At 41.8% G+C, this 14,742-nt stretch carries 13 protein-coding genes; 11 read left to right on the top strand and 2 right to left on the bottom strand.

The genetic code is table 11. The annotated features are described in order from the left end of the window. The 10 genes from L6773_RS19115 to rpoN form a co-directional block, all read left to right on the top strand. Window positions 1–201: hypothetical protein (locus L6773_RS19115; RefSeq protein ID WP_237856169.1), on the top strand; the 201-nt coding region annotated here is incomplete at its 5' end. Window positions 202–535: 334 nt separating this feature from the next. Next, entirely contained in the window at window positions 536–775 is a 240-nt protein-coding gene (locus L6773_RS19110; protein ID WP_237856168.1) for a DUF2442 domain-containing protein, read from the top strand. Between the two features lie 265 nt (window positions 776–1,040). Beyond that, window positions 1,041–2,342 carry a dihydroorotase gene (locus L6773_RS19105; protein WP_237856167.1) on the top strand — a complete coding sequence of 434 codons (1,302 nt, stop codon included), beginning with the start codon at window positions 1,041–1,043 and terminating at the stop codon, window positions 2,340–2,342. A 19-nt stretch (window positions 2,343–2,361) separates the two neighbouring features. Next, the gene (locus L6773_RS19100; RefSeq protein ID WP_237856165.1) at window positions 2,362–4,359 is read left to right on the top strand and encodes a DUF3858 domain-containing protein; all 1,998 of its coding nucleotides are present in this window, start codon (window positions 2,362–2,364) and stop codon (window positions 4,357–4,359) included. 150 nt (window positions 4,360–4,509) lie between these two features. Then, window positions 4,510–5,178, top strand: coding sequence for a tRNA (adenosine(37)-N6)-threonylcarbamoyltransferase complex dimerization subunit type 1 TsaB (gene tsaB / locus L6773_RS19095; protein WP_237856163.1), 669 nt, complete (start codon window positions 4,510–4,512; stop codon window positions 5,176–5,178). Between the two features lie 414 nt (window positions 5,179–5,592). After that, entirely contained in the window at window positions 5,593–6,432 is an 840-nt protein-coding gene (gene accD / locus L6773_RS19090; protein WP_237856161.1) for an acetyl-CoA carboxylase, carboxyltransferase subunit beta, read from the top strand. A gap of 117 nt (window positions 6,433–6,549) precedes the next feature. Beyond that, a complete protein-coding gene (obgE, locus tag L6773_RS19085; RefSeq protein ID WP_237856160.1) occupies window positions 6,550–7,548 on the top strand; it encodes a GTPase ObgE in 999 nt (332 codons plus the stop codon). After that, the gene (gene dprA / locus L6773_RS19080; protein WP_237856159.1) at window positions 7,526–8,650 is read left to right on the top strand and encodes a DNA-processing protein DprA; all 1,125 of its coding nucleotides are present in this window, start codon (window positions 7,526–7,528) and stop codon (window positions 8,648–8,650) included. Before obgE ends, dprA begins: the two co-directional genes overlap by 23 nt. Window positions 8,651–8,916: 266 nt before the next feature. Continuing rightward, window positions 8,917–9,498 carry a DUF3109 family protein gene (locus L6773_RS19075; RefSeq protein ID WP_237856158.1) on the top strand — a complete coding sequence of 194 codons (582 nt, stop codon included), beginning with the start codon at window positions 8,917–8,919 and terminating at the stop codon, window positions 9,496–9,498. After that, on the top strand, window positions 9,499–11,034 hold the full coding sequence (gene rpoN / locus L6773_RS19070; protein WP_237856157.1) for an RNA polymerase factor sigma-54: 1,536 nt from the start codon (window positions 9,499–9,501) through the stop codon (window positions 11,032–11,034). Here the strand turns inward: rpoN and L6773_RS19065 are convergent. Together L6773_RS19065 and L6773_RS19060 are read right to left on the bottom strand one after the other, a co-directional pair. Then, window positions 11,031–12,428: a hypothetical protein gene (locus tag L6773_RS19065; RefSeq protein WP_237856156.1), complete on the bottom strand. Its 1,398-nt coding sequence runs from the start codon at window positions 12,426–12,428 to the stop codon at window positions 11,031–11,033. The genes rpoN and L6773_RS19065 overlap by 4 nt on opposite strands. A 115-nt stretch (window positions 12,429–12,543) precedes the next feature. Continuing rightward, window positions 12,544–13,023, bottom strand: coding sequence for an Lrp/AsnC family transcriptional regulator (locus L6773_RS19060; RefSeq protein WP_237856154.1), 480 nt, complete (start codon window positions 13,021–13,023; stop codon window positions 12,544–12,546). Between the two features lie 187 nt (window positions 13,024–13,210). On the opposite strand from L6773_RS19060, the gene serS reads away from it, so the two are divergent. Then, window positions 13,211–14,479, top strand: a complete 1,269-nt coding sequence (serS, locus tag L6773_RS19055) for a serine--tRNA ligase (RefSeq protein ID WP_237856153.1) — start codon at window positions 13,211–13,213, stop codon at window positions 14,477–14,479. Window positions 14,480–14,742: the final 263 nt, after the last annotated feature.

The raw sequence follows: 14,742 nt of genomic DNA, 5'->3' as shown, positions 1-14,742 counted from the left end.
CGGCGTATTTGTTCGCTGAATTTGCGGCGTTTATTTAGTTTTCGTGTGTTCATAACTTGGTATTTAACCGGTCAAGCTATGCTAGGGATAGACAGTTTGTGGTTTGTGGTTTGTGGTTTGTGGTTTGTGGTTTGTGGTTTGTGGTTTGAAAATTATTCCGAAGCTTCGCTTCGAAAAACTGATGGGTATTTACTTGGTTAGATTCAATTTGATGACTGTAAAAACGACTCCACTCCGGAGGAGTGACATGTTTGTAGCCCCGGGTGGAGCGAATGAAATGAGCAAACCCGGGTATGATAGACAACCAAGAAAACCCCGAGACGTTAAATGTTATAAAGGCAAAAATTGAGGTCGAGGGGTAGAGGGGAAAAGTTAATTTTCAGTATAATTCTCAGATTTGTTTTGTCCTTGTTTAGATATTATAAACGGTTTTTTCATTTTAGTTTTTAATAATGGTTCAAAAAAGAAATAAAAAATCACCGGATGTGTAAGATTAGATGGAAGATGATACGCATAACAGAGTTTACCATATAAGATGATCAAAAAAATTCATTTAAGTTTTAGTAATGAAACAGAGAAAACCATAGATCTATCGCCATTCATTAAAGACGATAAATTAAGCAGCCCATTATCTGATCTCGCTTATTTCAAACAGGCTAAATTGTATGAAAACGGCAGAGAAATATATTGGCCGAAAGGCTATGACTTTTTTTCTGACTTCCTGCGGAATTATAGATCAGAGGGAGACAAAGAGCTGGTTAAAGAAGAAAAATAGGATTTTAAACGGTCAATATTGATCTATTAAATTTATTCTGTTAAGCTCATTATTCAATACTACACATCTCCTAAAATCCACAATCGTTTTTCCCGTCAAATCAGCCTATATTTATAAAAATATAAAAGCGACCTGCCAGAGTGCCCCCGAAGTGTCGGGACTGCCAGAGTCGCGTTTAATTGAATACGTTTTGAACTCTGTCAGGACCTCACTCCGTTCGGACTCTGACAGGTTCTTTGACCATAAAAAGAAATTTAATTAGTTAATGGAAACCACTCCGAACCTTCTTATTCAAAATGCAAAACCGGTAAGCTCTAATCATGACGGCGACGACTCCGTCGATATTCGCATCAAAGAGGGTGTGATTTCAGAAATTGGCTCCGGATTAAAGAAACAAGATGGAGAACAGGTTTTTGATGCCGGTGGTGCTTACATAAGCGGTGGGTGGATGGATATGCACGTCCATTTTCGGGAGCCGGGATATGAACATAAAGAGACAGTAGAAACAGGATGCCGGTCAGCCATGTTCGGCGGATTTACGGAAGTGGCTTGCATGCCGAATACCAAACCCGCCATTCACACGCGGGATGTTGTCGAATTCATCCGGAATAAATCAGAACATCAATTGGTGGATGTTCACCCGATTGGCTGTGCGACAAAGGAGCGAAAGGGAGAATCGATCGCGGAGATGAGCGATATGAAAGAGGGCGGAGCCGTGGCATTTAGCGATGACGGTGATCCGGTCTACAACTCCCAAGTGATGCGCGTGGCCCTGGAATATTCGTCGATGCTGGGAGTGCCGATCATCAATCATGAGGAAGATTTAGCACTCTCACGCCCCGGTCATATGAACGAAGGCGACGTTTCTGCAAGATTGGGACTGGACGGGACTCCGGGCATTGCCGAGGAAGCGATGATTGCCCGCGATATTTTACTGGCCGGATTTACAGGCGGACACATTCACGTGGCGCACATCAGCACGCGTAAAGCTGTGGATCTTGTTCGAAGAGCGAAAGAGGATGGAGTCAATGTAACAACCGAGGTTTGTACACATCACTTTGATCTGACGGACAAGGAGATCGAATCCCGAAATTTTGATACGAATGTGAAAATGCATCCGCCGCTTCGAACCCAAGATGATGTGGATGCAATGATTGAAGGGTTGGTTGACGGAACCATTGATGTAATTTGTACCGATCACGCCCCACATGCCATCGAAGAGAAAGAGGTAGAATTTATATACGCACCAAACGGAATTATAGGCCTTGAAACAGCCTGGAGCATCAGCGTAAAACGATTGCTACAATCCAACAAACTCTCTCTGCAACAGTTGATGGATAAGCTCGTTATCAACCCGCGGCAAATTTTAAATCTTGAAATTCCTGAAATCAAAGAAGGTCAGTCTGCAAACCTGACCATTTTTAATACTGACGAGGAGTGGACATACAATAAAAACGAAGTCCGGTCGAAATCAAAGAACTCACCTTATCTTGGTGAAACACTGACCGGTCGTGCACTTGCTGTTTACAATAAAAAAAGGTTTGCCATCAACACACTTAAGAATTGACTTTGAATTACCAGCCAGAATGCAGCTCTTTGTGCGGCTTTTCTTACCCTTATTAATTGTTCTTCTTTTTGGTGGAACGGCTTATTCTCAAGACGATTCTCCCATCCTTGATGAGATCCATATTTTCAATAAATTCGGTTCAATTCCGGGTAGCCAATTCAATAACTCTGCAGATCATGGGTATCCGTTCGAATATCTTCTGAAAGAATCATCTATCAGAACGATAGAGAGGCCATCCGGAATTTTGGCAGTAATCGATAATCTTGTGAGAATTCGAGTTCTCACCGGTGATCAGCTCGAACAGGCTGAAGCCGGACTAATTGGAATACCATTTTATTTCAAAGACGGCATTGAAACGATCACTAATCTTGAAGCGATCACCCATCAACCCGATGGAAGCCAGGTGCGGTTTGATGTTGAAAACAGGCGTACGGTTGATCTTAATTCGCGTTATAAAATTATTGAGTTTGAGATGCCGGAAGTTCAGGAAGGATCAATAATTGAGTATAAGTATACCTTAGAGAGGCGTTACATTGAAGAACTTCCAAACTTCTACCTTGGGCACAGGGTTCCTACACAGGAAGCCAATTTGTATTTCAGGAATTCTGAATTTATCCGCTACGATGCAGTTCCTTTGCATATAGAAGACTTCGAACTTGAATACCAGGAACACCGGGTGGATACAAGCAATGTTCCGCTGCTTTTTACTCTGCCAAGGCCAAACCCGGTATATATACAGGAGTGGAATGGGGAGGAGATTCCCGCAGTAGATGTGTCGAGCTATATCTCTTCGATTGATGATATCCGGGCACAGATTAAATTTCAGATCAGTGAATTCGGAATTCCGCGTCAGCCTCTTGAAAATAGTTGGGAGTTTGTTGCAGCGCAGCTTCTTCGGAATCGAAATCCCTATGAAAAGATTGCTCCTTATCAGGAGTTTGAACGGATAGGAGAGGAGATCGCGGCATCAAAGAATTCAGTTGTTGAGGCACAGGATTCAGTGTTCCATTATGTGAACTCAAATGTACAGTTTAATGGTGTGAATTCAGTAGTTGCGGAGGGGGACCTCTATCATGTTTTAGAAGGTGAATTAGCCACACAGGCCGAAATCAACCTGGTTCTTTTGACTATACTAAGAGGGGCAGGGATTGATGCAAAACCTCTGTATTTGTCGGGTCGTGAATTTGGCAGAATTGATAAATCATTTCCATCTGTTTTCCAGTTTAACAGGTTGCTTGTTTTTAGTGAAATTGATGGAAAGAAATATTTTATGGATGGCTCATTTCCAGTAAGTATGCCCAATTTAATCCCTATTGAGTCGTACAATTCGCAGGGTATGGTACTGACAAAAGAGAGTTATCAATGGGTTGATATTTCACCGGAACAAAGTGTTTTTGATTTGGACATTGAAATTCAGGCAGCCCTCTCGATGGATGGAACATTAAACGGAACACTAATGGCTCAGACAAGAGGATATCCGTCTCAGAATATTCGGGAGCAATTAGAATCAGGAGAGCCGGCGCCAGCAATTATTAAACAGATATTTTTTGAGGTGTACACGGAAGCCGAGATGGCTGAAAGCAGCTTGCAAATTAACTCCCGGAACCGGAATATTGTGGATGTTACTACAGAATTTGAAATCCCCAATTATGCGGCAAGTTTTCGGGATGGAATTGAATTTCGCCCGATGGTAGTAGGATATCTCTTTCGAAATCCCTTTGAGTCTACCGAGCGAAGAGTCCCGATTACGCTTGATGCTCCGGAAAAATTATCAATTCGCTATACTGTTGATCTGCCGGATGGATTTTCTGTGGACGCGATGGGTGAAACAAGAGATACAAGTTTGCAGGGTGCGGCTTTGCGTGAGGAATACATTTCTGAAGGGAACACAGTTAAATATTCATTCGATATCGATATCAGCAGAAAAGAGTTTCCCGCAGATGTTTACAGTCAGCTTCGAAGAATTTATGAGCGATGGGTATTTTTAAGCAACGAAACCTGGTTTATTGAACAATAGAAGTTGTTTACTCTAAATAGATTATAACCATTGAGTCATCGGATGAATGAATTTACCGAAAGTTAAATTTAGAATTAGAATACTCATCCGATGGCTGTATAAACCGAGCATCGACGGGTATTGTTTTTTTAATTTGAAGATCGAACGATTATGATTTTAGCCATTGAAACATCAACACCGGTCTGTTCAGTTGCTTTGGGAAAAGGAAGGCGAAGCGTAATTGAAAAACGGATGGAAGGTCGTTCCGTACACTCTGAACGTACATTTGAGTTCATCAAGGAGCTGTTGGATCGCCATTCATTAAAAGTAGCAGACTTAGACGCCGTTCTTTTCAGCAACGGACCGGGCTCATATACCGGATTAAGAATTGGTGCTTCAGCGATTAAAGGTTTGCTTTTTCAGCAGGATGTACCTCTTTATACACTTCCCACACTTCTTAGTTTTGCGATCCCTTTTTTGGCAGATAATCCCCCCGCTATTCACGCTGTGATTGATGCACGCCGGCAGCACCTCTATCATCAAAAAGTGAAAAAGAGTTTGGATAATGAAATTGAGATTTCAAAGGCAAATGTAGTTGAGATCGAGAAGTTAGAGAGACAGATCAAAAAGGGAGATGTGATAGTTGGAACCGGGTGGGAACGGTTAGAAATCGAAAATCGAGGTGAGATGACCTGGCATGGAACCGAAGCGATCTCAGCGAAGAATCTTGTGTTGGGATGGAACCATCCCGAATTGAAAAAGCATTTCAGTCAGGCAGATGTAGAATCGTTTGAGCCAGAATATTTGACGCTTTCACAGGTGAATGATACGGATGTTTGAGGGAGTTCTGGAGACAGGTTTGCCGTTTAGAACATGCCGCACCTCCGGATCGCTTGGGATATTATCTGTCCGCTTATCTACGAATTTGCTGCTCCTGCCGGAGCAGAGTGAATTGCTTGCTAAAACTGGTTATATAATCTAAGAACTTGTCCCGGACGGGACAGGATGTTTTTTAGCAAGCGAGTATATGAATCCTTTATTTGCTCCAGCGGGGCAATAGGTTAGTATTTTTGGTGTTGACCCAGAGCAATTTGTTATTCTTTTCATAGCCATGAGCTGAAACAGACGATAATAGATCTTTATACCCAATTTGATGACTACAATCCTGCCCCGGAGGATTTACCCAAATAAAAAGATTTTTGCTTCGGGCGATATTCGTTATTTTTGAGGCAGTCTAAAATTTAATCAGTTTATATGGCTTGGTTTAAAAGAAAAGACAGTAACATTCAAACCGATAAAAAGAAAGATATGCCTGAGGGCATATGGGTGAAGGTACCTGAGACGGGAGAAACCATTCACCGGCGAGAACTTGAGGAAAATCACTGGGTGGATCCGCTCAGCGGGTATCATTTTCGAGTAGGGAGTGAGGAGTATTTCTCGATCCTTTTTGATGGTAATAAATTCACGGAAATTGCCGATGATATCATGCCTACCGACCCCCTCGATTTCGAGGACCGAAAGAAGTATAAAGACCGGATTAAACAAACTCAGAAAAAATCGGGCCTTTCGGATGCATGTCGTGTTGGAGTTGGAAAGCTTGATAAGCATAATGTAGTTATTGCATGTATGGATTTTTCGTTTATCGGCGGAAGTATGGGATCCGTAGTGGGAGAGCGCTTGTGCAGGGCAATTGATCATGCTCGCGAGAAAAAGTACCCGCTTATTATTATTTCACAATCTGGTGGAGCCCGCATGATGGAAAGCGTCTACAGCCTGATGCAACTACCGAAAACCTCCGCAAAACTTGCTTTGTTGGAAAGGGAAAAAGTTCCATACATATCCGTGATGACCAATCCAACGACGGGTGGAGTAACAGCCAGTTACGCAATGCTTGGAGATTTTAACATTGCAGAACCGGGGGCGCTTATTGGATTTGCCGGTCCGCGGGTCATTCGTCAAACCATCGGAAGAGATCTTCCTGAAGGATTCCAAACCTCAGAGTATCTTTTGGAGCATGGGTTCCTCGATTTTATCGTAGCACGGCCGAAGTTGAAGAAAAAATTGTCAAAGTTGCTTCGGATACTGAGAAATTAAATTGTATTAAAAATCCGCGAAGTTATTCCTTTATACTGTCGTCATTGGAAACAAGTTTATGATTCTTCTGAAGGAAAATTTGCGAATTTCTTGCCTTATTAAAAAATAAAGAGATTTATGAGATTTGCCGATTACGCGAAGATTTATGTAACAGGTGGACACGGAGGGAGCGGAATGGCTCACTTCAGGCGGGAGAAGTATGAGCCTAAAGGAGGTCCAGACGGAGGCGATGGAGGCAAAGGCGGAGATGTTATACTCAGGGGAAACAAGCAACTCAATACTCTTCTTGACCTTCGATACCGAAAATTTGTGAATGCTAAAGATGGGCAAAATGGACATACATCCCGAAAACAGGGAAAAGACGGTGAGGATGAAATTCTTGAAGTACCCATGGGAACGGTGGCCTATGATGCTGATTCAAAAGAGCGTATAGGTGAGATTACAGAAGACGGAGAGGAAATTGTTATTGCGGAAGGCGGGAAAGGCGGACTTGGTAACTGGCACTTCCGAAGTGCCACCAACCAAACTCCCCAACACGCCCAGGAAGGTGAAGAGGGCGCAGAACGAACGGTTGAACTGGAATTGAAATTGATTGCAGACGTCGGACTCGTCGGCTTTCCAAATGCCGGGAAGAGTACATTGTTATCGGCTCTTTCTGCGGCCAAACCCAAAATTGCAGACTATCCCTTTACAACGCTCCAGCCAAATTTGGGTGTAGTAACATCTTCAGATTACAGAAGTTTTGTGATGGCAGATATTCCCGGAATTATTGAAGATGCCCATGAAGGAAAAGGTTTAGGAATCCAGTTTTTGAGGCATATAGAACGGAATAATTTGTTGTTATTTGTAATTGCTGTCAATTCAGATATCAAGCAGGAATACAATGCTCTCCTGAACGAGCTTAAAGCTTATCGATCTGATCTTTTGGATAAACCAAGACTACTTGCTATAAGTAAAATGGACCTGAAAGAGAATTACGAGCTGGATGAAGAGCTTGACTTGAAGGATAGTATCGACACAATATTGATATCCTCTGCAACTGGGCATAATATGGAGGAGCTGAAAGAGAAAATTTGGGAGAAACTACAAACCGTTGAACAAGACAAGTCATCATAGAGCACTGCTGGCACTTCTTCAAATCCCCGATTTCGGAGTCCGCAGAATAAAAACATTATTAGACCGTACCGCAGTAGGGGATGCGTCTGAGCTTTTCAAAATGAAATTGCCGGACCTGCTTCGGTTTGATGGATTTGGTGAACACATAGCTAAAAATTTCGTCCAGTTTGATGAATGGAAAAAAGTAGATTCCATTCTCGAAAAGACAGAAAAAATCGGGGCAGATCTTGTTTCCATTAATGATGAACACTACCCACCTCTTCTCAGGCATATTTTTGATCCGCCGGTTTTACTTTGGGTAAAAGGAAATAAAGAAGCACTGCTATCAGACGGAATTGCTGTAGTTGGGACCCGGCGAGCTTCAAAATACGGATTGAATCAAGCGAAAGTGTGGGCAAGTAAGCTTACAGCTGCCGGCCTTTGTGTAAATAGCGGCCTTGCTTACGGTGTTGATGCTGTATCACATCGGGCGGCGGTGGAATCGGGTGGTAAAACAGTTGCTGTTTTAGGGTCGGGAATAGACGTGATCTACCCGTCGAAAAACTCTAGGTTAGCGGAAGATATCATCGAAAATGATGGTGCGGTTATTACAGAATTTGAACCGGGAGCTGCTCCTGATGCTGTAAACTTCCCGGAACGGAATCGAATTGTCAGTGGAATGAGTCACGGTACATTGGTTGTGGAAAGTGGAGTTAAAGGTGGAAGTATGATTACCGCTCGAAGTGCGTTAGACCAAAATCGTGAAGTGTTTGTCATTCCACATCCTTTGGACTCTTTAGGTGGGCAGGGGTGCAATTATTTGATTCGCACCGGACAGGGGAAATTGGTTCAGTCTATTGATGATATTTTAGTTGAAATTTCTGTTCATACCGATTCAAAATCACAGGAAATTGAAGAAAATCCCAAAAAGAAGTGGGAAAGCCTGGAGCTTGATGAAGCATCAAAAGAAATTTGCAAGCTTTTAAAAAACGATGAGTTACATATCGATCAAATAAGTGAGAAGATTGAAAAACCCACCTATGCACTTCTGCCGACACTCTTAGACCTGGAAATGAAGGGTGCTGTTAAACAAAAAGCCGGAAAATATTTTGAGCTCTGTTGATCCATCCTGAGATTAAAATTCCAAATTTTAGCAGGATAAATGCCATACCCCTCATTTGTGTTCGTTATATTTAGTTGATGAGTTGATGAGTTGATGAGTTGATGAGTTGATGAGTTGATGAGTTGATGAGTTGATGAGTTGATGAGTTGATGAAAAGTGGCAGTCATCGGATAAATGAAATTGAGCTGATATTATATTTGATATTATTCACTTAGTTGATGACTCTAAAGCAGATAGATTATTCAAGTATTATTAAGTAATGAAACATGATAAGAGTTCAAAACGTCATACTTTCTGAGGATATTGCAACGGCAAAATTCGCATGTGACATTAGCAGATGTAAAGGTGCATGCTGTGTAGTGGGTGATGCCGGAGCACCTGTAAGCAAGAAGGAGATCCCGGTTTTGAGGAAGGCTTTCAGAAAACTTAGAGACAATTTGGATCCTGAAGCAGTGAATGTTGTCAAGGAAAATGGAGTAGTACAGGGTGATAGCCGGAACGGCTATGAAATCTCCTGTATTGAGTCCGGTGAATGTGTTTTTGTTCAGAAAGATGAAAACGGAGCTGCCACATGCGCCATTCAAAATGCTTACTATTCCGGTGAATTTGGATGGGAAAAGCCGATTAGTTGTCACTTGTACCCGATTCGGCTCAAACGAATTGCCGGTCTTGAATATGCTAATTTTGAATACCTGCCGGAATTGTGTTCTGCCGGATGTGATCGGGGTGAAAGTGAAGGTATTTACCTGTCTGATTTTTTGAAAGATTCGCTCATTCGCCGGTATGGGGAGGAATGGTATATGGAGTTTCTTGATATTTGTGAAGAAGAAAGGAAACAAATCGCGTAGATGTTAAAAACAGGTCAAAACATATCACAAAAACAGTCGCTGCAGCAGAAGCTTTCTCCGCAGCAGATTCAATTTGTGAAACTGTTGCAGCTTCCCACGATGGGCCTTGAACAAAGAGTGAAACAGGAGATCGAGATGAATCCTGTTCTTGAAGAAGGAGATCCGCTATCACAAGAGGAAACACTCCCTGAAAATGAGGAGATTGAGTGGGAGGAGACCGAAGAGCAGGAGGGCGATAGTGACCCGGACCCGGTAGATCAAAATGAAGAGATCGACTGGGATTCTTTTCTACATAATACCGAGTACGACGGTATGAACTATTCGGGTACCGGAAGCCGATCTGCTGGGGATGACGACTGGAAAGACCTGCCTAATCCGTATCATGAATCCCTTTTAGAAGAACTTGAACAGCAGGTTTCTCTTCTAGACCTGGATGAAGACGAAATGTTGATCGCAGACCAAATATTGGGTTCACTGGATGAGGATGGATATTTCCGCAGAGAAATTGATGCCGTGGTAGATAATATTGCATTTAACCACGGGACTTTAGTGAAGGCCGGCCAGGTTGAAAAGGTTCGAAAACAGATCCAGGAGTTGGAACCCGTCGGTATCGCTTCCCGGGATTTGAGAGATTGCCTTTTGTGCCAGGTCCGACACTCAGATACAGATACAGACCTCAGGGAACTGGCAGAAAAACTTCTTGAGGAGGAGTGGGACGCCTTTGAAAAGAAACATTTTGAAAAGCTGAAGTCTCGCCTCGGTGTTGGCAATGAAGAATTGAAAGAGGTATTTGAGCTGATCAAAGGCTTAAATCCACGTCCGGGAGGGGTTTCAAATCCCGATACAGACAACCAGCAATATATTGAACCGGATTTTGAAGTTTATTACGAGCCGTTTGAAGAGGATGGAAAAAAAGATGAAGGTGAATTTGTCATTCGATTGAGTCAGCGAAATATCCCCCCACTCCGGATTTCTCCCGACTATAAAATGATGTGGGAAAATTTAAAGAATAAGAAAGAAAAACAGAAAGAGAGTGGTGATAAAGAAGCAAGAAAATTCATCAAAGATAAAGTCGAGTCAGCCCAGTGGTTTATTGATTCCATCAAACAGAGGCACAACACGTTGATGAAAACGATGCGTACCATTGTCGCTCTTCAGGAGGATTTCTTCAAACACGGGGAAGGTTTAAAACCAATGATTCTCAAAGATGTAGCTGAAAGGATCAATATGGATATATCAACGGTTTCTCGGGTTGTAAATGGCAAATATGTTCAAACCAATTTTGGTGTATTTGAACTGAAGTATTTTTTCAGTGAAGGGTTGGAAACAGAAAGTGGCGAGGACGTATCAAGCCGGGAAGTAAAAAATGTACTCCGGGATGTAATTCAAAATGAGAATAAAAAGAAGCCGTATAGCGATCAGGCACTCACAGAAATTCTCAAGGATAAAGGATATAAAGTAGCCCGACGGACGGTTAGCAAGTACCGCGAAAATCTTCAGATCCCTGTAGCCCGACTAAGAAAACAGATTGTTTAAGGGAGCATAAAAGCCATCTCAATTGGTTGATAGATCCCTGGCAGCCACAAGGCAAGCACGATTGAGAGGGAGATCACAAGAAAATAAAGGCCCACGGTTAGAAATAAATTAAGAGCTCGGTATTTTTGGAGGAACCGAGCGCTGTCTGCTGCGGCGATTATAAAACTCGAAAACCAAAAGAAGAAAAAAATAACGGCCGCTGCAAGAGTCCAGTCTTCTGCAGATTGAAGCTGTACGAAGTAAACTGCAAAAGTTACCACAATCAGGTTGATGTGGAATGGCCAACTATAGAGATTTATCACCTGGTTGAGCTGCTTTATTTGTTTGTTGGGCAGGTAAATCCAGAAAATTGAAATGATATGTGAGATTAAGGCTGTTAAAAATCCAATTCCAAAGAGAGAAAGCTTTTCAAAACCCGGATAAAAAATAACTGAGTAATGATATGAAAAAGATTCTAAACCTAGGCTGCTAATAAAATCTTCGGAGAGCAAATAGAAAAATAAACCTGTGATAACAGCATGCTGCAGTAAAATAATGACACCCGGTGTGGCATTTCGAATTCGGTATTGCTTCACATCTTGAACAAAAAAGGAATGATTCAGGAAATATCGGGGCAAGGCTGCCTTATACATGGGTTGATACCTATAATTGAGGATAAAACTGATCCATATTATCAACAATATTATAATCGGCCAGTTGGTTTCCGGAGAGTATGCGGTTTCTGCTGGCATTGGAAAATTAACGGGCTCTCCGTCAAGATATGCAGAGATGATCGTTGAAAATGATGATTGAGCTTCCATTCGTTTGAGAAACCAATCAGCAGGAATGATGATTAGACTTTCGGATTCGGTGAGCAACTGATTGAGGCACTCTTCAAGGCTTTGGAGAGAAGCATTCTCATCGGTGGATGGTTCAAATTTGACAACTGTTGATGAGAGAGGAGTTAATCCATCTTGCCGAACCTTAATCTGGCTTGAGAAAAAATCAATTTTCTGAAGTGGATAGTTCGGTGCAGAAAATGCTGATTGATAATAAATCGGTTTATCAAAAGAATTCGAGAGTTGGATGAGTAGACTATCAGCTGAAGAAGGAAAATCAGGTCTATAATCTGCAGGATAATCAAACAATTTTATTGCCGCTAAATTATCCATTAATTGAGCCGGTACACTATTATACGATCTCAGTACCGAATTCAGAATCAATTTATAGTTGTTTCTTACTTGATACTCCGTAACGTAGTGTTGGTTTGAGTCCAGGAGCAAGTAAAACTGTTCCAGATCAGTGTTGCTAATGCTGTTTGGAAATGGTACCTCCAGCATATCGACCCCGATTGCGCGAATCCTATCTAAATTTCCGGATGTAAATAAATAGTTGTCTGAATCATTAACAGACAAAGCAATTCTATGCGAAGGCTCGTTTTGTAGAGATCCGGCAATGGATTTTGCTGAAAGAGATACTAATAACCCAAAAATGAAAAATGATAAAACGAGAGTTCGTAAAATGACCGTATTATTTTTTGATATCCTCAGCGTTTTCAATAGGTAGTTTTCGGGTCTCTTTAAACGTAGAGAGTACAATGTTTGATCGTGTTCGAGTAACCCCTTCCCACGTTTGAATCAACGAAAGGAATTTTTCCAGGGATTCCGTGTTTTTTGTGCGCACTTTGAGAATATGAGAACCATCACCCGTTATAGAATGACATTCCATCACTTCTGGATGTTCAGTTACCCGCTCTACGAAGTCTGAATAACGTTCAGAGCCATCCACTTCCACAAAAATAAATGCGGTTATATCAAAGTGAAACTTCTTTGCATCAAGAATGGCATTATAATTAATAATGAGCCCTTTCTCTTCAAGTTTCCGCATTCGTTCGGAAACGGAAGGTACCGATAAATGAACAATATCCGCGATTGTATTTCGCTGAGCTCTTCCGTCCTCTTGTAGATGATTAAGAATTTTTATGTCTGTTTCGTCTAATAGATTTGTCATTTCGCCCTGCCTAATATTTCTAATTCAATTTCAATTTAGCCTTAATTTGTTAGGAAAACAATCCCTTTTACTCATTTACATAAATGCATACAAAAATTTAGGTTAGCCGATGAAAAAATTTCAAACAGGATTTTACTCATTGTATCTTTGTGCCAAAATAACAATCAAAAAATAATATTTAGCTCATATGTTGGACGTAGCATTTATCCGTGAAAACGCTGATCTCGTGAAGGAGGGGATGAAGAATAAGGGGGAACCAGACAGCTCCGTTGTAGACCGTGTGATAGAGAAAGATGAAGAATGGCGAAGTGTTGTAACTGAACTTGATAACCTGCGGGCTGAGAGTAATAAGAAAGCGAAGAAAATTGGCCAGTTAATGGGTCAGGGCAAAAAAGAGGAAGCCCAAAAACTGATCAAAGAGACAGGCGATAACAAGGAGAAGATTAAAGAACTTGAAGATAAACTTTCCGGTTTGGAGAAAGAGCGAAGTGATCTGCTATATCAAATTCCAAATGTACCGGATAAGTCCGTACCGGTTGGTCATTCGGAAGAAGATAATGAAGTATACTTGACGTGGGGCGAAACGTCTGAAGAGGAGTGGCGAAAACCGCACTGGGAGATTGCAGAGAAAAAAGGTTGGATCGATTTTGAACGTGGATCGAAAGTAACCGGGGCCGGATTTCCTTTTTATGTGGGTGCCATGGCAAGGTTGCAGCGAGCACTGATAAATTTTTTCCTGAATGAAGCATCCGAAAAAGGATATACTGAGCTTCAGGCACCCTACTTTGTGAATGAAGATTCTGCACGTGGTACCGGGCAGATTCCCGATAAAGAAGATATGATGTATACCATTCCGAGAGATGGTTTTTTTGCCATTCCAACCGCGGAAGTTCCTGTGACTAATTTTCACCGCGATGAAATTTTTTCAATGGAAGATCTGCCCGTCTATTACTCAGCATATACTCCTTGCTGGAGACGAGAAGCAGGAAGTTATGGGAAGGATGTCCGCGGTTTGAACCGGTTGCACCAATTCGACAAGGTGGAGTTAGTAAAAATTGTGCATCCCGATTCTTCTGATGAGGAACTGGAATCACTGCGGGAATATGCAGAATCTCTGCTGAAAAAACTGGAATTGCCGTATCGAACACTACTGATGTGTACCGGCGATATGGGATTCACACAAACCAAAAAATATGACCTTGAAGTTTGGAGCCCCGGTCAACATCGCTGGTTGGAAGTGAGCTCCTGTTCCAATTTTGGGTCGTTCCAGGCACGGCGAATGCAGCTTCGATATAAGAATGAAAAAGGAAAAACGGAGATTCTTCACACATTAAATGGATCTGGTTTGGCATTGCCTCGTATCGTGGCATCCATTCTTGAAACGTATCAAACCGAAGATGGAGATGTACTCGTGCCGGATGTTCTGCAACCCTATATGAACTCAGAAAAAATGTAACCTTCATTTCTCACAAACATTTATGTTATAAATTTATAACCTATTAAATATCAATGAGTTGGAATTATCTATATTTCAATTAAAAAGTGCAGTGTGTAATTCGGCGAATTTTTCCCGAGAGTTGCATTTGCCCAGGGCATGCCTTTGGCAGAAGTTCAAATAGCTTAATCAACGTACAGCATGTACGCCTCATTGCGCAATTTGAACTTGGCCTTGCTCACAACAAAATTTCTTGGTGAGAAATGCATGCTAAATGTCTACTT

The sequence above is a fragment of the Rhodohalobacter sulfatireducens genome (assembly GCF_022012475.1).
In the GTDB taxonomy this organism is placed as follows: Bacteria; Bacteroidota; Rhodothermia; order Balneolales; family Balneolaceae; genus Rhodohalobacter; species Rhodohalobacter sulfatireducens.
This window is presented reverse-complemented; position numbering and strand designations above follow the sequence as displayed.